Source organism: Streptomyces sp. NPDC026500, from assembly GCF_055567635.1.
The window spans coordinates 37,940-57,905 of the sequence record NZ_JBVHQB010000034.1 but is presented as its reverse complement, the minus strand read 5'-3'; the positions used below and the strand labels follow the sequence as shown (position 1 = coordinate 57,905).

Annotated in this window: 19 protein-coding genes and 3 pseudogenes; 5 read left to right on the top strand and 17 right to left on the bottom strand. The window is 68.8% G+C overall.

Annotated elements, in window-relative coordinates; translation table 11 throughout:
* Positions 1–51: 51 nt before the first annotated feature.
* Positions 52–582, bottom strand: a complete 531-nt coding sequence (locus ACZ4N5_RS38895; protein ID WP_467761725.1) for a TerD family protein — start codon at positions 580–582, stop codon at positions 52–54.
* Between the two features lie 243 nt (positions 583–825).
* Here ACZ4N5_RS38895 and ACZ4N5_RS38890 point away from each other — a divergent pair, with 243 nt between their 5' ends.
* Both ACZ4N5_RS38890 and ACZ4N5_RS38885 read left to right on the top strand, forming a co-directional pair.
* On the top strand, positions 826–1,539 hold the full coding sequence (locus ACZ4N5_RS38890) for an LmeA family phospholipid-binding protein (RefSeq protein ID WP_467761724.1): 714 nt from the start codon (positions 826–828) through the stop codon (positions 1,537–1,539).
* A gap of 181 nt (positions 1,540–1,720) precedes the next feature.
* Positions 1,721–2,125: pseudogene (locus ACZ4N5_RS38885) on the top strand (transposase); the annotation flags it as partial.
* A gap of 253 nt (positions 2,126–2,378) precedes the next feature.
* On the opposite strand, the gene ACZ4N5_RS38880 reads toward ACZ4N5_RS38885, so the two are convergent.
* Positions 2,379–2,963: a GNAT family N-acetyltransferase gene (locus ACZ4N5_RS38880; RefSeq protein ID WP_467761723.1), complete on the bottom strand. Its 585-nt coding sequence runs from the start codon at positions 2,961–2,963 to the stop codon at positions 2,379–2,381.
* A gap of 1,369 nt (positions 2,964–4,332) precedes the next feature.
* Here ACZ4N5_RS38880 and ACZ4N5_RS38875 point away from each other — a divergent pair.
* Positions 4,333–4,488 (top strand): hypothetical protein, encoded by a 156-nt coding sequence (locus tag ACZ4N5_RS38875; protein WP_467761722.1) that lies wholly within the window; start codon positions 4,333–4,335, stop codon positions 4,486–4,488.
* A gap of 530 nt (positions 4,489–5,018) precedes the next feature.
* Here the strand turns inward: ACZ4N5_RS38875 and ACZ4N5_RS38870 are convergent.
* Together ACZ4N5_RS38870 and ACZ4N5_RS38865 are read right to left on the bottom strand one after the other, a co-directional pair.
* A pseudogene (locus ACZ4N5_RS38870) lies at positions 5,019–5,267 on the bottom strand (helix-turn-helix domain-containing protein); the annotation flags it as partial.
* A pseudogene (locus ACZ4N5_RS38865) lies at positions 5,246–5,395 on the bottom strand (IS30 family transposase); the annotation flags it as partial. The pseudogenes ACZ4N5_RS38870 and ACZ4N5_RS38865, both read right to left, overlap by 22 nt.
* On the opposite strand from ACZ4N5_RS38865, the gene ACZ4N5_RS38860 reads away from it, so the two are divergent.
* Positions 5,328–5,495: a hypothetical protein gene (locus ACZ4N5_RS38860; RefSeq protein ID WP_467761738.1), complete on the top strand. Its 168-nt coding sequence runs from the start codon at positions 5,328–5,330 to the stop codon at positions 5,493–5,495. The pseudogene ACZ4N5_RS38865 and the gene ACZ4N5_RS38860 sit on opposite strands and share 68 nt — an antisense overlap.
* A 284-nt stretch (positions 5,496–5,779) precedes the next feature.
* On the opposite strand, the gene ACZ4N5_RS38855 is transcribed toward ACZ4N5_RS38860, so the two are convergent.
* The 13 genes from ACZ4N5_RS38855 to ACZ4N5_RS38795 form a co-directional block, all read right to left on the bottom strand.
* Positions 5,780–7,360, bottom strand: coding sequence for a sodium/solute symporter (locus ACZ4N5_RS38855; protein WP_467761736.1), 1,581 nt, complete (start codon positions 7,358–7,360; stop codon positions 5,780–5,782).
* Positions 7,361–7,386: 26 nt separating this feature from the next.
* Positions 7,387–7,842: a DUF485 domain-containing protein gene (locus ACZ4N5_RS38850; protein ID WP_467761721.1), complete on the bottom strand. Its 456-nt coding sequence runs from the start codon at positions 7,840–7,842 to the stop codon at positions 7,387–7,389.
* A 426-nt stretch (positions 7,843–8,268) separates the two neighbouring features.
* Positions 8,269–9,285, bottom strand: a complete 1,017-nt coding sequence (locus ACZ4N5_RS38845) for a Rieske 2Fe-2S domain-containing protein (RefSeq protein ID WP_467761720.1) — start codon at positions 9,283–9,285, stop codon at positions 8,269–8,271.
* Between the two features lie 2 nt (positions 9,286–9,287).
* Entirely contained in the window at positions 9,288–9,512 is a 225-nt protein-coding gene (locus tag ACZ4N5_RS38840; protein ID WP_467761719.1) for a recombinase-like helix-turn-helix domain-containing protein, read from the bottom strand.
* 29 nt (positions 9,513–9,541) lie between these two features.
* Complete coding sequence (locus ACZ4N5_RS38835) at positions 9,542–10,480, bottom strand: PDR/VanB family oxidoreductase (RefSeq protein ID WP_467761718.1); 939 nt, start codon at positions 10,478–10,480, stop codon at positions 9,542–9,544.
* Positions 10,481–10,518: 38 nt separating this feature from the next.
* On the bottom strand, positions 10,519–12,144 hold the full coding sequence (locus ACZ4N5_RS38830; RefSeq protein ID WP_467761717.1) for a thiamine pyrophosphate-binding protein: 1,626 nt from the start codon (positions 12,142–12,144) through the stop codon (positions 10,519–10,521).
* A 9-nt stretch (positions 12,145–12,153) separates the two neighbouring features.
* Positions 12,154–12,942, bottom strand: a complete 789-nt coding sequence (locus ACZ4N5_RS38825) for an SDR family oxidoreductase (protein ID WP_467761716.1) — start codon at positions 12,940–12,942, stop codon at positions 12,154–12,156.
* A gap of 19 nt (positions 12,943–12,961) precedes the next feature.
* Positions 12,962–13,717, bottom strand: a complete 756-nt coding sequence (locus ACZ4N5_RS38820) for an SDR family oxidoreductase (RefSeq protein ID WP_467761715.1) — start codon at positions 13,715–13,717, stop codon at positions 12,962–12,964.
* Positions 13,710–14,231 (bottom strand): cupin domain-containing protein, encoded by a 522-nt coding sequence (locus ACZ4N5_RS38815; protein ID WP_053930186.1) that lies wholly within the window; start codon positions 14,229–14,231, stop codon positions 13,710–13,712. Before ACZ4N5_RS38815 ends, ACZ4N5_RS38820 begins: the two co-directional genes overlap by 8 nt.
* Before the next feature lie 11 nt (positions 14,232–14,242).
* Entirely contained in the window at positions 14,243–15,046 is an 804-nt protein-coding gene (locus ACZ4N5_RS38810; RefSeq protein ID WP_467761714.1) for an alpha/beta fold hydrolase, read from the bottom strand.
* Positions 15,043–15,840 carry an aspartate dehydrogenase domain-containing protein gene (locus ACZ4N5_RS38805; protein WP_467761713.1) on the bottom strand — a complete coding sequence of 266 codons (798 nt, stop codon included), beginning with the start codon at positions 15,838–15,840 and terminating at the stop codon, positions 15,043–15,045. Before ACZ4N5_RS38805 ends, ACZ4N5_RS38810 begins: the two co-directional genes overlap by 4 nt.
* Positions 15,837–16,781: a VOC family protein gene (locus ACZ4N5_RS38800; protein WP_467761712.1), complete on the bottom strand. Its 945-nt coding sequence runs from the start codon at positions 16,779–16,781 to the stop codon at positions 15,837–15,839. Before ACZ4N5_RS38800 ends, ACZ4N5_RS38805 begins: the two co-directional genes overlap by 4 nt.
* Positions 16,782–16,819: 38 nt before the next feature.
* A complete protein-coding gene (locus ACZ4N5_RS38795) occupies positions 16,820–18,304 on the bottom strand; it encodes an aldehyde dehydrogenase (RefSeq protein ID WP_467761711.1) in 1,485 nt (494 codons plus the stop codon).
* Between the two features lie 287 nt (positions 18,305–18,591).
* Here ACZ4N5_RS38795 and ACZ4N5_RS38790 point away from each other — a divergent pair, with 287 nt between their 5' ends.
* Positions 18,592–19,956: an MFS transporter gene (locus tag ACZ4N5_RS38790; protein WP_467761710.1), complete on the top strand. Its 1,365-nt coding sequence runs from the start codon at positions 18,592–18,594 to the stop codon at positions 19,954–19,956.
* Positions 19,957–19,966: the final 10 nt, after the last annotated feature.

Here is a 19,966-nt window from a genome sequence, read left to right as displayed (position 1 = left end):
TGTCCGACCCCGTAAGCAAAGCGGCCGATGATCGAAAGACCCGGGGAGCGGTCAATGCTGCGGGCTGCCCATCTCCGCGGTGAAGACCACCGGGTCGCTGTCGAAGCCCCTGATCATCTCCCGCATCTCCCAAACTCCAGCGGAGTCCCGGGTGAACTCGGCCACCGTCGCGGCCGTGGCATCGGCGACCCGGGCGAGGTCGTCCGCGATCAGCTGCCGGTATCCCTCAACGACGACCACCCCTGCGTTGGAGATGTCAGCGAACGTGCGGGGGCCGCCGTCCTGGTGGATGGCCACCCCGACCACCACCCGCCCGTACAGGGGTGAGAGCCGATCCAACTCCAGGACCATCACCTCGACGAACCCGAAGCCCATGCCGGTCTGGCTGTGCCGGCTCATGTTGATGGTGCCGTCCGGCGACCGACTGTCGTAGTGCACGACATACGCCGGCGGCCCGTAAGGGGCGTCCGCCGGATACGTCGTCGCGATGATGTCGAGGTGCCGAGGCGGCTCCCCGTACGGACTCGGATCCCACTTCAGCCGCACCTCGACCTTGCCCAGCCCCTGGACTCCGCCACTCACCTTGCCGCTCCCCCTCAGGATCACCGCGAGAACCTTCCCGCACGATCAAGTATGTTCCCCTGATGACCCTTTGACGCATCCTTGGCGGTCAACATCCGACGCAGACCCAGGTCCGACCTGCCGGTCGCGAATGCCGCGAACCCGTAGCCCCTCCACCAGGATGGCGCGCGAGCCGCGTGCCGTGCATGATCAGTTCCCGAACTGGTCGTGCGCAACCGAGGTTGGAACTACGGGGGAATCAACATGAGACGTCGCTGGGTGAAGGTCCTCGCGATCACGGTGGCGGTGCTGGCCGTACTCTTCACCATCGCGGACCGCGTCGCCGTGCACTTCGCAGACAAGGAAGCCACGCACCTCGCAGCAGAGAAGTACGGCTACCAGAACACCACCGACGGCCACCTCAACGTGTCGGTCGAAGGATTCCCCTTCTTGTCTCAGGCGCTCAGCCAGACATTCGACCACATCAAGCTGACAGCGGGGCAGTTCACCCTCGACACCACGAACAACGCTCAGGGCGGCTACCTGCCCGTCAAGCAGCTCCAACTCGACCTGCATGGCGTGCAGGTGACCTCCCTCACCGCACGCAGCGCCGAGGCGAACCTCGCCACAGGCACACTGACCCTCTCGTACGAAGCACTGTCCGGCGTGGTCACCCGTCTGGCGGGCAACGGCGGCCCCATCCACATCTCACAGGCCCCGGGTTCGACCGGGCAGGCCGCGCGGCTCAAGGTCACGGGCACCGTCGGCGGGCGGGAGCTGAACAGCACGGGCACCCTGCTCGCCCAGGGAACGGAGATCTCCCTGAACCTCCCCGGTACGGAACAGCCAACGGCCACCTGGCGGGTTCAACTCCCCGAAAACGTGGACTTCACCGAGGCGCGTGCCACTTCGGACGGAGTGCAGATCAGCATGGTCGGCCACCTGGTGAACCTCGGCTCTTCACGCTTCACCAGGTAAGCCGGCCTGACCTTCCCCTCGTAGCGTAGAGAGGGAGTGTCTAATAAACGGCGGATCTGTTGATCATGGAGACGCCAAGTGAGTGAGAAGACGGTCGAGCACGAATCCGCGGCTGAGTCGGTCGGTGTGGCCACGTCGGACGAACAGTTGATCGCGATCACGGGAGCGCGCCCGGAGTGAGGGCATGCAACTGACCGGTGCGGGCGGGCTGCTGCAGCAGTTGACCAAGCGGGTGCTGGAGTCCGCTCTGGAGGGTGAGATCACCGATCACCTCGGCTATGACAAGCATGATCCTCATGGGAAGAACAGCGGCAACAGCCGCAACGGCACCAGAGCGAAGACCGTGCTGACCGACGTCGGGCCGGTCGAGGTCAAGGTGCCCCGTGACGTCGAGGGCAGCTTCGAGCCGCAGATCGTCAAGAAGCGGCAGCGCCGGCTGACGGGTGTGGACGAGATGGTGCTGTCACTGTCCGCGAAGGGTCTCACCCACGGGGAGATCTCCTCGCACCTGGTCGAGGTCTACGGCGCCGAGGTCTCCAAGCAGACCATCTCTACCAGCACCGACCAGGTGATGGAGGGCATGGCCGATTCCGTCTCGTCACCCTTCCCCGCGTCGAAGAACTCGCCGACGCGGTAACGCGGATCGCCACGTTCCTCGACGGCTACAGCCAGCCCTGACGCCAGGGCTGATTCAAAGTCCTGGTGATCACGGGAGTGCGCAGGTCGCAGCGGTGTGACGATCCGGCGGAAGGCCGCCACGCACGCAACGAAGTCCGGTTGACGGGGTGACCTTGCCAAGTCGCCCTGCCCATCCGGAGCTTCGTTGTCTGCGTGGCGGGTCACCGAGACACCGTCGTACTGATGGTGTCCCGCCGCGTGGTGTAGGCCGTGAGCATCTCCGCGGGGGTCCGGTACAGCACACACTGGCGTAGCGGCCCTTCGGGCACGCTCGGATCCTCGAAGTCGTCGGCCGGGTCCCAGGTCATGCCGATCCGGCGCATCACCGCCTGGGAACGAAGGTTGTTGACGGTCGTCGACGCAACCACCTCCGGCAGCCCGAGGGCCTCGAAGCCGAAGGCAAGGCACGTCAGGGCGGCCTCTGTGGCGTAACCCTGACCCCACGCAGAACGCATCAACCGCCATCCGATATCCACTCCCGCGAAGGGCATGTCCTCGTCCACCTCGTCCAAGCCGACGCGGCCGATGAACTCACCGGTCTCCCTTGCTTCCAGCGCCCACCATCCAAATCCTCGGTCGTCGAACTCGGCCTGCATGACTGCCACCGTGGCATCGCTTTGCTCCCGCGTCAGCAGATCCCCCAGGTGTTCTCGGACTTTGGGATCGGCGTTCATCGCCGCCCACGGCTCAAGGTCGGACTCCCGCCACCGGCGGAGCAAGAGACGATCAGTGCGCAGTTCAGGCATGCCCCACAGCTAACGCGATCAGGATCCGGGTGGCGATCGCTTATATCCAGCCGTGCAGTCCCCGCCAATGCCAGACCCGCTGCGTAGATCCTCACGGCCTGCACCACACGGCGGGACGCCATCGTCGTACTGCCGTGACCTGCACAGATTCATGAGCACCAGGACTTTGAAACCGACCTGGGCCTCCAACTGCCGGTCCCGCTCGTCGGGATCTGCGGACGGTACCGCCTCCCGGCGTGGGGAGACCGGCTTCGCAGCCGCGGCGCCGGCGTCACGGCGTTCGCGGTCCCGCGGCCGTGGGGACTGCGCGTCGACGACCGACCCGAATCGCAGACAGCTCACTCGGTCCAGTTCGAACTCTCGCAGCACCAGGTGCCGGCCGGCGTCGGCATCGTGTCGACGGACGCCTGGAATCCACCCTCGGCGGATTCCGGCAGTGTGGCACTGCGGGGCTTCAAGGCGCTCCTCTCCGTACTGGGCCTGCTGACGGCGACCGCCGGAGCCCTCTTGGGCATCGTTCGCACCTGCGTGTCTGCCTCAGTGCGCCGACGCGGCGCGTGGACCGTCTGGCTGTCCTACGCCCTGCTGTCGTGCGCGGCGCTGGCCACGACGGCGTGGGACGTGTACCAGGCTTCGTGGGCCGAGGTGTCCTGGCTGTTCACCCGCGGCGCGTATTACGGGATCTATCCCGAGGATCCGTCCTCGCCGATGGAACTGAAGATCCAAGGCGCGCTCCTCGGGGCCTTGTTGTTCGCAGTGCCCAGCCTCACGGTTTCCGCCGTGTACGCACTGCGCGTCGGCAGACCGCTACGGGCAACGCGCGTGCTGATGGTCACCGCGCCCGCACCCGTGCTTGTGCTCACGGCGTGGGTGATGGGCGGGCCGGACTGGACTTCGCCGGTATCAGGTTGTCTGCTGGCGGCATCGCTGGCGGCCATTCCGGTTTTCCTCTCCGTCCGGCTGGGACTCGCCGGACGCGCGGTACGCGGCTGGGCAACCACACTCGCGGCCACGGTCTGGGCTGGCGTGGCCTCGACGAACGCCCTGCAGTACGTGCCCTGGGAGTTCCAGCCACTCGAATCAGGTGTGCCGGCAACCTTCGTCTATCGCGCCCTGCTGGCGTCCTGGCCTCTGTCCTTCCTCTGCCTCACCCCATGGGCGGTGGCCCTCCTCCTGCTCCCGACGACGCTGCTGCCGTGGTGGTCACCACTGCGCCACTACCTTCTCGATCAACCGCCCACCGCCGTGCTGCTGGCGCATCTCGTCGGGCAGGACCCGGGCAATGTCTTCTTCACCGGTGTGGACGTCATCGCTCCTGCTTTGCAGGTGATGTGGCTGGCCACCGTCGTCGTGGGCAGCAATGTGCCCGGTGCAACTGCTGCTTCCGTGGCCGCGGTTGCGCCTGCCTTTCGACCAAGCCGCGCTGACCGCCTTCCTGCTGCTCGCCCAGGGAGCGGTGATGACGCTCGGGCTCGCGCTGTACTGGGAAATCCGGCTGGTCCACCGTGCCGACCTTCTGTGGTGACACATACGGAACTTCCGGCGGCTTTCCTCATTGGCCGCCCCGGTGAGTACCGTGCTGGTAGCGGCCGTGGCCGCGGCGGTCACTGTGCTGGTCGGCGCGTGGGCGGACAATCTCACGGCCCCCGCAGAACCCCGCCCGTCATCGTCTTCGAGCACACAAGCTCCCTGACCGTGCCGTCTGGGCCGTTTCTAATGGCTCTTGGACTGGCCGTCCGGGCGGCCGACCATGCGGGCGTCCAGGGCACGACCGCAGCGTCGCTGCAGACTCACCAGGCCCGTGTCGGCCCCTCCCCCACGAAGGGCACCACCAGGCGCCCCAGGATGTCCCCTTCGCAGCATCCCTGCCGGATACACCCTCCTCCCCCTGACCACTGGCCATGCGCAACCGAGCATCCTTGCTCTGCCTCATCGCAACAGCGAGCCGTATCGGCACACCATGCAGGAAGCCACCCATCCCGATCCTCCGCTCGGGGTCAGCTCACCAGGTCAGCGTCGACAACCACCTGTTCGTCCCCCACGATCAGAACGGCAGCCCCGGGCCAACTCGCCCTCCAACAACACGAACTGTGCATCGGAAAGCTTGGGAAGCTTCGCGGGCACCGACGACTTCAGGGCCGCTGTCCCGCCCTCGCGCCAGGCCCGGCGCCACAGTTCCACCGAACGTTCGCTCACCCACAGATCCCTGGCGATCACCGCAGTCTTCTCACCTCGGGAGAATCGCTCCCCCACCTCCATCCGGATCCCCTCACGGACAACCTGCCAGCACGTTCCCGAAACCAACGGCTGCCGGCCGCCTGCGACGCGCCGACCGCGATCGCGGTCTCATCGCTGGTGAGTCCCTTGCCGATCTCACGCCAGAACAACCGCTCCGCGTCGCGTCGCAGTGACGGCGTGTCCGGCGACTTCATCGGTGACCTGCCGGTCGACTCCGTCATCCAACCCGCTGGCCTGCCCATCAACACCTCCATGACCGAGGTGTTGCGACGACCACTCGAATTTGCCCTGTGACCCGCGTCGGAGTGATGTATCAACTCACCTCTCCGATAAGGGTGTTCTTCTCGTTCGCCTTGCCACAGGGCCGTCTCAGGGGTGTCCAGGACGAGCGGTGTCTCCTTCGACGTGGCTGCTGACCAGCCGACGATGCGGGGGGAGAGAGAAAGGGTCCACGACGAAGGAGACGTTGGCCACAGCCGCGAACGTGGCGACGTGGGTGAAGTCGGCGCCCCAGCACCGGTTCGGGGCCGGGGGGTTGCCACCTTTCCGGCGTGCCCTGCGATGTAGCGGCTGGGACGTCAGCCTCCTCGTCGGGCCACCCCGGCAAGGATCCATGCCTCGACCGCCTCGTACTGCCGGCGCTGTTCCTCCGCATTCCGCCGCCCGGAAAGCATGGTTCCTGCCCAGCCGAGCGCGAAGCCCAGAGGTATGGAGACCAGGCCGGTGGTGGTGAACGGGAACCAGTTGAAGTCGGAGTGAGGGAAGGCGGAGAAGGGGGAACCGGAGACCAGGTTGGTGCCGGTCATGAGGACGATGGTGACGAGCGTGCCGCCGATCAGGGTCCACAGCAGGCCCGTACGGGTGTAGCGGCGCCAGAAGAGGCTGTAGACCAGTGCCGGTGCCAGTGCCGATGCGCCGAGGGAGGCCGACAGCAGGGCCAGCGGCTGCAGGTTGTGGTGCTGCACGAGGGTGGCCAGCAGGATGGTGGGGGCGCCCACCGCCAGGGCGGACACCCGTGCGAGGGTCATCTCTCGGCGAGGGGTCGTCTCCTCGCGCCGGCTGGCGAACACGTCGTGCGCGAGGGTGTTGGCGCAGGCCAGGATCATGCTGGCGACCGATGCCAGCAGGGTGAGGAAGAGCGCCGTCGTGACCAAGGTGAACAGGAACGATTCGGCCGACGAGACGTCGGCCCCGAGCGCGGCACGCGACCCCAGAAGATAGGCGGTCCTGCCCGTAGGGTCGGCACCTGCGATCGTCGCGCGCCCGATCAACGCCGTCGCGCCGAAACTGACGATCATGGTGATCAGCATGAAGAGGGCCACGCACGGCACCGCCCAGGACATCGACCGGCGCACCTGGCGGGCAGTGTTCGCGGTGTACATGCGCATGGTGACATGCGGCAGGCAGGCGCCGCCGAGGACGACGGTCATCTCTGAGCTGATCATGTCGAGCCGGGGGTTGGGCCCGTCGGCGAACTCGAGACCGGAATGCAGGAAGGACAGCCCCACCCCGCTGTGTGCCGCTGCGGCGGAGAACAGCTTGCCCATGTCCCAGTCGAACTGCCGCAGGATCAAGGCGGCGACTATCGCACCGGAGCCGAACAGCATCACGATCTTCAGAATCTGGATGAGAGCGGTGCCCTTCATCCCGCCGATCGCCGCATAACTGATCATCAAGGCTCCGACGCCCACGATGCACCCGGTCTTGAGCGAGTCGCCGGAGAAGCCGAGGATGAACGCCAGCAGATCACCGGTGCCGGCGAGCTGAATGAGCATCATCGGCACCAGCGCCGCGATGGTCGCGGCGCACGCGGCGATGCGAACCGCGCGTCCGGGCGTCCGCCGCGCAAGCACGTCACCCATGGTGAACCGGCCCGCGTTGCGCAGCGGTTCGGCCAGCAGGAACATGAGCAACATGAGGGAGAGGGCTATGCTCAGCGCCAGAACCACGCCGTCGTACCCGTCGAGCGCGATGACCCCGCCCGTGGAGAGGACCGTCGCGGCGGAGATGTAGTCACCGGCGATGGCGAGGCCGTTGCGCATCGGCGACAGCGATCCGTACCCCGTGTAGAACTCGTCGAGGTCGTCTCCGTCGGGACCTGTCATCACGCACAGCAGCAGGATGATCGTGGCGACCGTCGTGAAGGCCATCAAAGACATCGCCTGCGCCGAACTGCTGAAACCGGTCAACGTCCGGCTCCCCGCTGGGCGTCCAGCTCGGCCTGCTCGCGGATCCGGTCCGCGATCGGGTCGACCCTGCGGCGCGCCGTGGACTCGTAGAGCCCGATCGCCACGAAGGTGACCGGAACCTGGATCAGCCCGAGCAGCAGCCCCGTGGACAGACCGCCCGAGACGGTGCCCCTCATCAGCGAAGGCGCGAAAGCGGACAGGACGAGGAAGAGGGTGAAGTACCCGAGCGCCGTGCACGTTGCCACGCGCCGGAGGGAACGGTAGGCAGTGCGCAGGACACGCAGGTCGCTGTGGTGGCCGAGTGCCGGATAGCGCGGCGTCGTTCCCCTGTCGGGCTCCGGATGCGGCTGCCAGGGGTAAGTGAGATACGAGGGGGACAAGTAGGGCGCGGGGCCGTGCGGCGCTGCCCGGTGGTGCGGCGGGTAGTCGGGGAATCCGAACTCGTCTGGCATCCCGTTTCTCCTTGTGTGACTCAGTGCGCGTGTGGGACCGAAGGGAAGCGGGGGTGAGCGCACGCTACTGGTACGCGTCAGGTTTTGGCGAGAGTAAGTACAGACCAATTGGCCATGGGGTGCCCGTGGGTTCGGTCGGCTTCCGGGCCGCGGTTCGGAAGCCTCTGGCGCGGGCTGCCGCCGAACGCGAGAGGCTGAGCTCGGGAACCCGGTGCAGCAGCCGGGAGCTCTCTGCAGCTGCGCAACTGTCGACGGCGAGGACGAGTGCGGTGGCGGGTGCCCTGCTGGTTTCGGCCGGCCCGTTCTGAGGCCGGCCGCTGATCATCAGGGTGAGACCTCCTCCAGCGGCTTGTGCTCCGACTCGACGCCTGGTGGATGACGCCGGCATCGCTGCCCCGCTCGTACTCAATGATGAACGGCGAGCCGTCAGGCGCCTGCCGACGACTGTGTCTCGGCCGCCGCACGGTACAGCCGGCGCAGCCGCACCACGCCCAGGTCGTGTTGGTACAGGTTCTCCCGCCGGTCGGCGTCGCCCGGCATGGACTCCAGCATGACGCGGTCCTGCTCCAGGACCTCCCAGTGGCGCTTCTCGATCAGCGTTCGGTAGAGGAAACGCCAGGAGGCGCGCTGCCAGTCCTCGACCCGGCGATAGCGCCAGAAGAAGACGCCACTGCGCTGCTCGTCCACCGGGCAGACCATGCCCACGATCCCGAATGGCCCGCCGGGGCCGGCCGACGGTGGGTACGGGATGGACAGGTCGGCCCAGTCCACGCCGGTGCGGCACAGTTCCACCCAGTCGAAGTTGACGCCGCGCTGGTCGGTCTTCTCGAAGAAGTAGCCGCGCCCGGTCTCTCGGATACGGAACTTGGCCGTCGTTTCACCGTCGAACATCGTGTGCGAATCATGATGGAGGAAGGCGCCGTGCATCGGGTCGAGCAGGTTCTCCACGGCGTAGCGCCATGGTGAGTTCCACTCGGCGTAGCAGAGGAATGCGTCCACTTCGGGATCCGTCAGTGGCTCCGGGAGCACCAGTTCGGCCGGCTCCGGGTGCTCTTCGTCGCCGAAGTAGGCGAGGATCGCGCCCGCGACCTCGCGTACCGGCAGCGAGGTGACCAGCTTCTTGCCCTCCAGACTGCAGCCCGGCAGCCCGGGGACGGAGGAGACCATCCCGTCGGGCTCGACCTCGACACCGTGGTACCAGCACGCCACCCGGTCGCCGAGGTGCTTTCCGAGCGACAGCGGTGCCCCGCGGTGCGGGCAGCGGTCGGCGAGCATGGACAGGGCGCCGTCGGAACGGCGGAAGAGCAGCCACTGCTCACCGAGCGCGGTCACCTTGCGCATCGCGCCGGGGGCGACGAAGTGCGAGGGGACGACGGGGTGCCACTGGTTGCGCAGGCCGGTGGCGTAGATGTGGTCAGCCGTGGCGGAGGACGACAGCGTCATGGTCAGGCTCCCAGTCGGTTCATCTCGGCGCGGAAGGATTCCTCGGTCCACGGTGTGCCATCGCCGGCGTGGACCTGGCGGGCGTTGAGTCCGCGCACCACGTCGCTCAGCTCGTGGCCCGCTTCGGTGAAGACTTCCTCGAGGGTTGCGGCCAGCTTGTACTCGTACGGGGTCGGCTCGCAGGTACGTGACTGGTGGACGTCAAGGTACGGCCAGGTGTCGCTCACGGTGTCTCCTGAAGGTGTGGGGGAATGTGTCACAGGTCGAGGACGAGGCGGCTCTGTGAGGCGCACCGCGAGACACAGATCATCATCGTGGCGCAGGTGGCGCGTTCGGCCTCGCTGAGCAGGAAGTCGCGGTGGTCGGGGGTGCCCTCGATCACCCGGGTCTCGCAGGACCCGCAGATCCCGTCGCGGCACGAGTTCGGTGCGTCGATCCCGGCGCCCTCGACGGCGTCGAGGATCGAGGTACCGGCGCCGACGGTGAGGGTCACGCCCGAGGTGCGGCACTCGACCTCGAACTCCTCGTCGTCACTGGAGCGTTCCACCATCGGTGCGGCGAACCGTTCCAGGTGCAGCAGGTCCTCGGGGCAGCGCGCCTCGACGGCGGCGAGCAGGGGTTCGGGACCGCAGGAGTACACCAGCGTGCCGTCGGGCAGGTCCGCGAGCGCGGCGTCCAGGTCGATGTGGCCCAGTTCGTCCTGCGGGACGAGCGTGACATCACCGCCGAGCGCGGCGAGTTCCGAGGTGAACGCCATGGACGCCCGTCCCCTGCCTCCGTAGACCATCCGCCACTCGGTACCCCTGCGGGTCGCCTCCCTGGCCATCGCCAGCAGCGGAGTGATCCCGATGCCTCCGGCGACGAACAGGTAGGCGTCGGCGTCCGCCAGCAGGAAGTGGTTGCGCGGTTCGGAGACCGTGACCGGCTGCCCGGGGCGCAGCTGTGTGTGCACGAACCGCGAACCGCCCCGCGAGGCGCGTTCGTTGAGCACGCCGATGCGGTAGACGTCCGGCACGCTCGGGTCACCGCACAGGCTGTACTGGCGTACCTGGCCCCCGACGTGGACGTCGAGATGCGCACCGGGCGTCCAGGCGGGCAGGGGTTTGCCGTCGGGGTGGGTCAGTTCGACGGAGATTACGCCGTCCGCCTCCCAGGTCATTCGATGGACGACCAGCTGCAGCGAATGCTCGCTCATGGCCTGTTGCCTCCTTACCGGCAGTACACGCGACCGGGCTACTGGCCCGGGATCCTCACGGGCGGGGTGAACGGGACCTTCATCGGTCCGAGTGCCGTCAGATCGACCTCGACGAGCGTGGGTCCTCCGGAGGCGATGGCTTCATCGAGCACCGGGCCCGCGTGCTCCTTGGAAGCGATCCGCAGATACGGCAACCCGCAGGCGCTCGCCAGCAGTTCGAAGTCGGGAGTGGCGAGGTCGACCCCGGAGCGGCGCTCGCTGTAGCGGTCCTGCATGTTGCGCAGGACTCCGTAGCCGCCGTCGTTGAAGACGATCAGAGTCAGCCGGGGCCGTTCCTGGGCAAGGGTGAGGAGCTCGCCGAGGTGGACGGCGAGTCCGCCGTCGCCGGCGATGACGACCGTGGGCGCGTCGGGTCGTGCGAGCGCCGCACCGATGCCCATGCCGAGCCCCTGTCCGATGCCGCCGCCGCGCGGGAAGACGTTGTCCCGCGGGTCGTACATCTCCAGCAGCCGGTTGCCCCAGCTGCTGGAGGGGATCGTGACGTCGCGGGCCACGACCGCCTCGCGGGGCAGCGCGGCGCGGATCGCGTCGCAGATCGCGGCCTGCGGTCCGACGTTGTCGTGCAGGAGCGCCCGCACCTCGGTGCGTACGGCGCCGACGCGGTCCGTCCAGCCGCTCTCCGCGGGCCGGGCGTGCGGCAGCAGAGCAGTCAGAGTGGCGGCGGCATCGCCGTGCAGCCCGTGGACGACGGGGTACACCCGGCCCAGCGCGTCCTCCTCGATGTCGATCTGGATGTGCGCCCCGGGGAGTTCCAGCGTGTAGTCGGCGGTCTCGTTCGAGCGGAAGTGCGTGCCGATGGTGAGCAGCACGTCCGCGTCGGCGAGCAGGGAGCGCACCGCGGGGGTGGTGGCGAAGTTTCCGATGACCTGCTCGTGGTCCTCGGGCACCGCGCCGCGCCCGGAGTTCGAGGTCAGCAGTCCCGCTCCCGTCGCCTCCAGCAGCCCTGCCAGCTCGCTTCCGGCGGTTGCCACACCGCCGCCTGCCCAGATCAGCGGGCGGCGGGCGGTGGCCAGAAGGGCTCCGGCTGCGGCCAGTTCACCTTCCGCGGGAGCCGGGACGGCGGCTGTGGGGAGCTCGGCCGGCTCATCGGTCTGCGCCGCGAACTGGAGGTCGATCGGCCACTCCACGCTCGCCGGGCCGCCCGGCGCGGTGAGCGCCGCGCGGGCCGCCTCGCGCAGGATCCGGCCCGCCTGCTCTGCGTCCGGCACACTCGCGGCGTAGGTGGAGACCGCGCTCAGCATGCCGAGCTGGTCCTTGGTCTCGTGGATGAAACCCCGTCCGCTGCCGAGGAATTCGCTGTCCACCTGGCCGGTGATGTGCAGGACGGAACTGCCCGCGCTGAGCGCTTCGATCAGCGATCCGGCCGCGTTGCCGGCTCCCGTGCCGGTGGAGGTCAGTGCGCAGCCGAGGGTGCCCCGGGCGCGCCCGTAGGCGTCTGCGGCGTTCACGGCGGACGCCTCGTGCCGCACCGGCACGAAACGCAGTTCGCGGTCGACGGCCTCGACGAGCGGCAGGTTGTGCACGCTGACGATGCCGAAGACGGTGTCGATGTCGAGTTCCCGCAGGACGGTGACGAGGAGATCGCCTCCGTTGTCGTAACGCATGGTGTCTCCTCAGAGGATGGAGCGGCCGACTCCGCCGCAGACGTCGATGCTGGTGCCGGTGATGTACGAGGCGAGGGGCGAGAGCAGTGTGAGAACCGCGTACGCGACCTCTTCGGCCCGGCCGAGGCGGCCGAGGGCTATGCCCCGGTCGGCGGCCAGTTCTGCCTGCCATTCCTCGTAGGTCTTCCCGGAGTCCGCGGCTGCGTGGCGCCTTGTCCACTGGCCGGTGTCGATGAGGCCGAGGCAGACGGAGTTGACCCGGATGCCCTCGCCGGCGAGTTCGGCCGACAGGGACTTGGAGAGGTTGAGAATGCCCGCCCGGGCGGCGCTCGTCGTGATCAGCCGGGGCTCGGGCTGCTTGGCGAGCACCGCGTTGATGTTGACGACGCTCGCCGCGCCGGAGGCGGCGAGATGGGGGCGCGCGGCCTGCAGGGGGTTGAGTACTCCGGCGAACTTCAGCTCCAGCTCGTCGCGCCAGTCCTCGGCGGTGGAGTCGTCGAGACCCTTCATCCGGGACTGTCCGGCGTTGTTGACGAGTCCGTCGACGCCGCCGAACTCCTGGGCGGTGCGGCGGACGAAGTCGGCAACGGCGCCCGCGTCGCGGACGTCGCAGACTCCGGTCAGCAGACGGTCGTGTCCGGCGCCGAGGTTGGCTGCCACCTTGGCGAGCCGGTCGGCGTCACGGCCACAGGTGGCGACGCGGGCGTCCTCGTCGAGCAACGCGCGGACCGTGGCCAGGCCGACGCCCGAGCTGCCGCCGGTGACCACGATGGTGCGGTCGGCGAGTCCCAGATCCATAACTCGTCTCTCCTGCAGTTCAGTTCATGGTGAAGCCGCCGTTGACGGCGATCACCTGTCCGGTCAGGTAGCGGGATTCCTCGCCGAGCAGGAAGGAGACGATCCCGGTGAGGTCGTCCGGCTGCTGCGGCCGGGAGATGGCCCGGTTCATGCGGTAGAGGTCGTGCCGTTCGGCGGGCACGGCCTCGGTCGCCTCGCACTCGGTGAGTCCGGGGGCGACCGCGTTCACGGTGATCCCCTTGTCGCCGAGTTCGCGTGCCATGGCCCGGGTGAGCGCGATGACCGCACCCTTGGAGGCGATGTAGTGGGCGAGGCGGGGAGATCCGTACAGTGCGGCGTCCGATGCGATGTTGACGATCCGCCCCGGCGTCGCGAAGAGCGGGTACAACGCTTTCGACACCAGCCAGGGGCTGCGGGCGTTGACCGCCATCAGCCGGTCCCACACCTCGATGTCGAGGTCCTGGAACTCCTTGCCGCCCACTCCGTTGGCGAGGGCCGCATTGTTGACCAGGCCGTACACGGGGCCGATCTCGCGTACGGCGGCCGCCAGCGCGGCCACTGAGGCGGGGTCGGCGACATCGCAGCGCACGAAGTGCGCGTCGATGCCCGCCGAGCACAGTTCCGAGACAGCGTGCTCGCCCCGTTCCCGTTCCAGTTCGGCGACGACGACCCGGAAGCCGTCGGCGCCCGCCCGTCGGGCCATGGCCAGTCCCAGGCCACGGCCGGCGCCGGTGACGACGACAGTGCGTGCGTCGGCTGGGGGCTGGTCAGCCACGGGTGACGCCGTGCATCGGCGAGTACTCGGGGTAGGTAGGCACCTGCGGCTTCTGCGTGCCGATGACGACGCAGAAGAGGGCGTCGGTGTCGCCCTCGTTCTTGAGCGAACGAGTCACACCGGCGGGGACCACGATCATGTCGCGGTAGCCGAGGGTGCGGTACTCGGCCTCGTCGGGGCCGCGGTGGATACCGACCTTGACCTCGCCCTCCAGGACGAAGAAGGCTTCTTCGACATCGTGGTGGGTGTGGGCCGGGCCTTCGGCGCCGGGCGGCAACAGCATGTTGGAGAAGGTGAACCCGCCGGACGGGAGGATCCGGCTGTCGCTCTCGTGGTTGCCGGTGGCACCTGAGCCGACGTACCGGATCTGGCCGCGGCGGAACTGTGCGCCGGCCTTCTCCTGGAAGGAAAGGGTGTCGAAGTCCGCCACACGGGAGGCCTTGGTGGCGATGAGGGAGTCGGTGTACGCGGAGAGGTCGTCGCCGTTGTCGTACGCGTCGGTGGTCAGAGGCATGGTGGAGGCTCCTATTCGGGGATCGATGCGGTGATACGGAGGTGGGAGAGCACCCAGGCGTTGAAGTGGCCCGGCTGCTCCTGGTTGGCCAGGTGACCGGCGTCCTTGACGATCACGTAGGCGGTCTTGTGGATGGCGCCGGCGATGACCTGACTCGCTTCGATGCCGGTGACCCGGTCCTGCTCGCCGCACAGCACGAGGGTGGGCGTGGCGATCGAGGGGAGTTCGGCGCGCAGGTCGGCGGCGGCCATGGATTCGGCTGCGTACGCGTAACCCGGCAGGCGTACCGAGGCGGCCATGGTGTCCACGACCCGGCGCACCAACTCGTCGGGGGCGCCGGGCGACACCAGCCGCGGTCCGCGGGCCTCGGCGAAGGCGCGCGGGCCGAGCTCTGCCAGCTCGGTGGCCCGGGCCCGCATGCCCTTCGCCTTCGTCTCGTCCGTGCCGGAGCCCGCACTGGAGTCGGCGACGATCAGCGAGGCGACGAGCTCCGGGTGGCGGGCGGCGAGCCGCAGCGCGATCACGCCGCCCCAGGACACCCCGAGGACGTGCGCGGTCGATGCGCGCTCACGGATGAGAGCGGCTGCCGCGTCCGCGAAGTCGTCCAGGCCGAGCGGGCCCTCCGGGTCGGGCGACTTGGCGTAGCCGGGCGCGTCCCAGGCCACGACCCGCACGTACGAGGAGAGTTCGGCCAGCTGCGGGGCGAACGCCACCGACGACGAGCCGATCCCGTGCAGGCACAGCAGCAGGGGGCCATGGTCACCGGCCTCTTCGACATGGACGTCGAACCGGACGACGTCGGCGCGGGCGTTCATAGGATCTGGCCCGTCTGTCCGGCGAGCGCGGCGAGACTGCGCAGGACCGCGTACGGCACCACCTGGCTGGTGGCCGGAGTGCCCGGGTCAGGCAGGTGGGCGACCTCGAAGCGGTACGCGCCGTGTGCGCCGGACGCTTCGATCACATGGCGTGTGTGGTGCGCCGCCGGGTCGGCTACGACCTGGACCCGCACAGTGTCCAGGTCGCCGACGGCCAGCGCGACCGACGCGGCCACGTTTGTCGACTTGGGGAACTTGACCGGGATCTCACGGGCGGTGCCCGTCATGACCACGACCGGTCCGGTCGCCGACCGCATCCGGGCCAGCAACTCCTCTTCCATCCAGGGCTGTTCGAGTGTGGAGGGAAGCTTCGTAGTGGTGAGGCGCACCTCGTCGAGCGGCCCCAGGGAGCGTGCCGCCTGGAGAAGGTCGAGACCGCCGACGGCACCGCTGGTGAAGTACACGCGGCCGGGTCCCGCCGCGAGCAGCCGCTTCGCGAGGTCCTCGTCGGTCAGCGCCCCGGTGGAGGCGATCAGCAGATCGGTGCCGGATTCCAGCACCCGCTCGCCCCACTCCCGTACGACGCCCTGCCCCGCGGCCTCGACGATCAGGTCGCAGGCCTCCAGGGCCTCCTCGAAGGTGGCCTGCCGTGCCGGTGCGGCTTCGCCAAGCGGGCGGTTGTCGACGACGCACACCAGCTCGGCGCCACCTACCCGGCCCTCGGCGAGGGCGGTGCCGACGACCCGGCCGATCGCGCCCCAGCCGACGATGCCTACCTTGCGTACGGTGCTCATGCGGTGGCCTCCTGCGCGTCGAGGGGAGCGAGCGGGCCGGGGTCCGGCGCGCCCGCCATGTGGCAGCGGATCTCCTTGGACGGCGGTCCCGCCGTCCCCCACAGGTCGGACAGGTCCGGCACCCGCCGCCAAACCCTGGCTATCCAGGCGTCCTCGACGACCTGGGCGACCTCGGAGGTGTACTCGCAGACCAGCCCGGACGGGTCGGTGAAGTAGGAGAAGGTGTTGTTCCCGGGGCCGTGTCGGCCGGGGCCCCACTGGGGGGTGATGCCGTGGTGGCGGAGCCGGCCGAGGCCCCGCATGAAGTGGTCGACCGAGGTCATCTCGTAGGCCACGTGGTTCAGGGAGATCCACTCGGCCTGGTTGAACGCGATGCAGTGGTGGTCGCTGTTGCAGCGCAGGAATGCCATCTGGTGCTCGGACCAGTCGGAGACGCGCAGCCCCAGTACCTCGCAGTAGAAGGTGACGGCTGCGTCGATGTCGGTGGTGTTGAGCACGGCGTGCGTCACCCCGACGGGCACAGCGCCGTCCCGGCCGCGCGGGACGACCGCCTCGACATGGGCGCTGATCTCGATGAGGCGCCCCTCGGGATCGGTGAACCGCAGCCCGTAGCCGCCGCCCGCCTGATGCAGCGGACCGGGCCCGAAGACAGGGACGATGCCGCGTGCCTCGAGGCGCCGCGCGGCCTCGTCGACCTCGGCAGGGGTCGCGACGGCGAACGAGAGGCGGCCGAGGCCGACCCGCTCCCGCTCGGCCAGGTGGAGGACGTGGTGCTCGTCGCCCGTGCCGCGCAGCCAGCGGGCGCCGGTGTCGGACACGACGGTCTCCAATCCCCAGACCTCCTCGTAGAAGTCGGCGGTCTCGGAGAAGGTCGGGGTGTGCAGCTCGACGTAGCGCAGTGAGCGGAGCCGGGCGATCGGACTGGGGGGTGGTTGGTGCATCAGTCTCTCCAGACGGACGGACGTGCGTGCGTGCCGGGTCAGTTGGCCCAGGGAAGCGGGTGGCCGGAGGTGCCCCAGTAAAGGGACTTCTGGCGCTGGTAGGCGCGGATCGCGTCGCGGCCCTTCTCCGTACCGAGGCCGCTGTCCTTCCAGCCGCTGAACGGGGTGGAGGCGCTGAACTGCTTGTACGTGTTGATCCAGACCGTGCCGGACTCGATCCGGCGGGCGATCCGCCAGGCGGCCTGGAGGTCACGGGTCCAGATGCCGCAGGCCAGCCCGTAGACGGAGTCGTTGGCCTGGCGGACCAGGTCGTCCTCGTCGTCGTAGGGCAGGGCGACCAGGACGGGACCGAAGATCTCCTCCTGGCAGGTGCGGGAGGTGTTGGGCAGTCCGTCCAGGACCGTCGGCAGGTAGTACGCCCCGTCCTGGTACCGCTCCCCCTCGGGCGCCGAGCCTCCGCAGAGCACCCGTGCGCCCTCGGAGCGGGCGAGGTCCACGTAGGCGGCGACGGAGTCGCGGTGGCTGTGGTGCACGAGGGGGCCGACCTGGGTGCTCGGCTCGGTGCCGGGGCCGACGCGCAACTTGCGGACGCGTTCGACGAGTTCACCGACGAAGGAGTCGTAGATCTCCCGGGCCACGAAGAGCCGTGAGCCGGCGATGCAGGACTGGCCGCTGGAGGAGAAGATCCCGAACATCACGCCGGCCAGGGCCTGCTCGATGTCGGCGTCGGCACGCACGATCGTGGGCGACTTGCCGCCGAGCTCCAGCGAGGCGGGGACGAGCTTCTGGGCGGCGACCATGGCGATGGACCGGCCGGTCTCCGTACCGCCGGTGAATCCGATGCGGGCGACGAGGGGGTGGCGTACGACGGCGTCACCGACCACCCGGCCGCTGCCCGGCAGTACCGACAGCAGGGCGGTGGGCAGGCGGAACTCGTCGAGGGCCCGGGTGATCAGTCGGCCGAGGGCGAGGGAGACCAGAGGTGTCCAGGCCGCCGGCTTGAGCAGAATCGCGTTCCCGGCGGCGAGCGCGGGCGCGATCTTCTGCGCGTCGCTGGCAACAGGAGAGTTCCAGGGGTTGATCGCGCCGACGACGCCGAGCGGCTCGTACACGCTCATGGTGACGTAGGAGCCGCGGGACGGCGTGACCGAGTCCTCGGCGCTCTCCAGGACTGCCGCCATGTAGCGGAAGGTGCCTGCCGCACTGAGCGCGAGGGCGCGGGTCTCGGTGAGGGTCTTGCCGGTGTCGGCGGTCTGCACCGCGGCGAGCTCGTCGGCCGACCGTTCGGTCAGCTCGGCTATGCGGTGCAGCAGCCGGGCGCGCTCGTGGGCGAGCAGGTCCCGCCAGGCCGGGTCCGCCGCTGCCTTCGCCGCGGCTTCGGCCGCTTCGTCGACCTCGCCCGCCGAGGCCGTGTGGACGGTGACGAGGACACGGCCGGTCGCCGGGTCGACGGTGTCGAGGGGCTCGCCCGCACCGCGTCGCCACTGGCCCGCGATCAGGATGTCGGTGGGGAAGTGCGGCACGGGTGTACCTCCGGGCGAGGTGGTGGGGGTGGGCTGCGGGTGCGAGCGAACTGGCGTGTGCCGTCACCCGGAACCGTCGAAGTGCTAGAAATCTAAGCGCATAACTATTCTTCCGCAAGGGCGCAGGCTGAAATCGTTGCCATCCACGCCTTGAGCAAGCCATCCGTCGCGTCGATGATGGACACCAAGTTGCCGGAAGCGAGATCCCTAAGCCCTTAACCATTGACCACCTAGATATCGGAACCTACTGTCTCCGCAACTGCTCTGCCCGCGGAAGGAACCCCTCCATGACGACTGTGGCCGGCAAGCCAGCCCTCGGCTCCATAGCCGCGAGACTTGAACGACTGCCGCAATCGCGCTGGCACGTCAAAGTCCGGTTCCTGATCGGCGCCGTGACCTTCTTCGAGGCGTTCGACCAGCTGCTGGCCGCCTCCGCACTGCCCGCCCTGATGAAGGAATGGCACCTGACCACCGGCCAGGCCACCTTCGCCGTGACCTCCGCCTCCATCGGCATGCTGCTCGGCGCCGTGGCCGCGGGCTGGCTGGGCGACCGGATCGGCCGGGTGCGCACTGTCGCCCTGGGCGTCGCCGTCACCGGTCTGGCCAGCCTCGCCGTCGCCTTCTCGGGCAGCATCGAGACCTTCTCGCTCTTCCGGTTCCTCCAGGGTCTCGGCATCGGTGGTGTCGTGCCCGTCGCGGCCACGTACATCAACGAGATAGCCCGCTCCGACAAGCGTGGCCGTTTCGTCCTGCTGTACGAGATGATCTTCCCGGCCGGACTGGCGGCGGCCACCCTGGTGGCCGTGTGGGTGGTCCCCAACTTCGGCTGGCGCGCGATGTTCCTCCTCGGCACTCTCCCGGTACTGATCGCCGCCGTGCTTCCGCGCCATGTCGCGGAGTCCCCCCGCTGGCTGCTGGCCCGTGGACGTACACAGGAGGCGGAGGAGGCCATCGCCCGCATCGAGGCCGAGGTCGTCCGCGCCACAGCCGAGCCGCTGCCCGCACCCGCCGCCGACGCGCCCGAAGAGGTCTCCCAGGGCCGCCTGCGCGACCTGTTCCGGGGCCGCTACCTTCGGCGTACAGCGGTCCTGTCGGGCCTGTGGTTCGTTGCCTACTACGTGAACCACGGCATCTCCACCTGGCTGCCGTCGCTCTACACGAAGCAGTTCGGCCTGGATCTGACCACCGCACTCCTCTTCACCCTGCTCAGCAACATCACCGGTCTGCTCGGCACGTTCGTCGTGGCCCTCCTGGTCGACCGTATCGGCCGGAGGCCCGCCCTGTTCGGCGCGCTCGTCGGCACCGTGCTCTCGCTGGGCGTGCTCGCCCTGCTCGGTGCGACCTCGGGCGCTCAGGTTGCCGTCTTCGCCTCGTGCACGACGTTCTTCCTCTATGCGATCAACGCGGGGCTGTACCTGTACTCCCCCGAGCTGTACCCGACGTCCAACCGTGCCAAAGGGGCGGCGTTCGGCGGCCTGTGGAACCGGCTCGGCGTCATTCTGGGCCCGGTGACCGTAGGCGCGATCATCGGATCCGGAGGCAGCCTGGGCCTCGTCTTCGCACAGCTCGCCGTGGTGGCCGCGGTAGGTGCGGCGATCGCCTGGTTCGCCGTCGAAACCAAGGGAAAAACGCTGGAGGAGCTCAACTCCTGACGCGCCCGGC

Bases quoted from the DNA above. Each gene is read 5' to 3' on its own strand.
- ACZ4N5_RS38890 (WP_467761724.1), top strand. From the start codon at position 826: ATGAGACGTCGCTGGGTGAAGGTCCTCGCGATCACGGTGGCGGTGCTG.
- ACZ4N5_RS38880 (WP_467761723.1), bottom strand. From the start codon at position 2,963: ATGCCTGAACTGCGCACTGATCGTCTCTTGCTCCGCCGGTGGCGGGAG.
- ACZ4N5_RS38855 (WP_467761736.1), bottom strand. From the start codon at position 7,360: ATGTCTTTGATGGCCTTCACGACGGTCGCCACGATCATCCTGCTGCTG.
- ACZ4N5_RS38850 (WP_467761721.1), bottom strand. From the start codon at position 7,842: ATGCCAGACGAGTTCGGATTCCCCGACTACCCGCCGCACCACCGGGCA.
- ACZ4N5_RS38845 (WP_467761720.1), bottom strand. From the start codon at position 9,285: ATGACGCTGTCGTCCTCCGCCACGGCTGACCACATCTACGCCACCGGC.
- ACZ4N5_RS38835 (WP_467761718.1), bottom strand. From the start codon at position 10,480: ATGAGCGAGCATTCGCTGCAGCTGGTCGTCCATCGAATGACCTGGGAG.
- ACZ4N5_RS38830 (WP_467761717.1), bottom strand. From the start codon at position 12,144: ATGCGTTACGACAACGGAGGCGATCTCCTCGTCACCGTCCTGCGGGAA.
- ACZ4N5_RS38825 (WP_467761716.1), bottom strand. From the start codon at position 12,942: ATGGATCTGGGACTCGCCGACCGCACCATCGTGGTCACCGGCGGCAGC.
- ACZ4N5_RS38815 (WP_053930186.1), bottom strand. From the start codon at position 14,231: ATGCCTCTGACCACCGACGCGTACGACAACGGCGACGACCTCTCCGCG.
- ACZ4N5_RS38810 (WP_467761714.1), bottom strand. From the start codon at position 15,046: ATGAACGCCCGCGCCGACGTCGTCCGGTTCGACGTCCATGTCGAAGAG.
- ACZ4N5_RS38805 (WP_467761713.1), bottom strand. From the start codon at position 15,840: ATGAGCACCGTACGCAAGGTAGGCATCGTCGGCTGGGGCGCGATCGGC.
- ACZ4N5_RS38800 (WP_467761712.1), bottom strand. From the start codon at position 16,781: ATGCACCAACCACCCCCCAGTCCGATCGCCCGGCTCCGCTCACTGCGC.
- ACZ4N5_RS38790 (WP_467761710.1), top strand. From the start codon at position 18,592: ATGACGACTGTGGCCGGCAAGCCAGCCCTCGGCTCCATAGCCGCGAGA.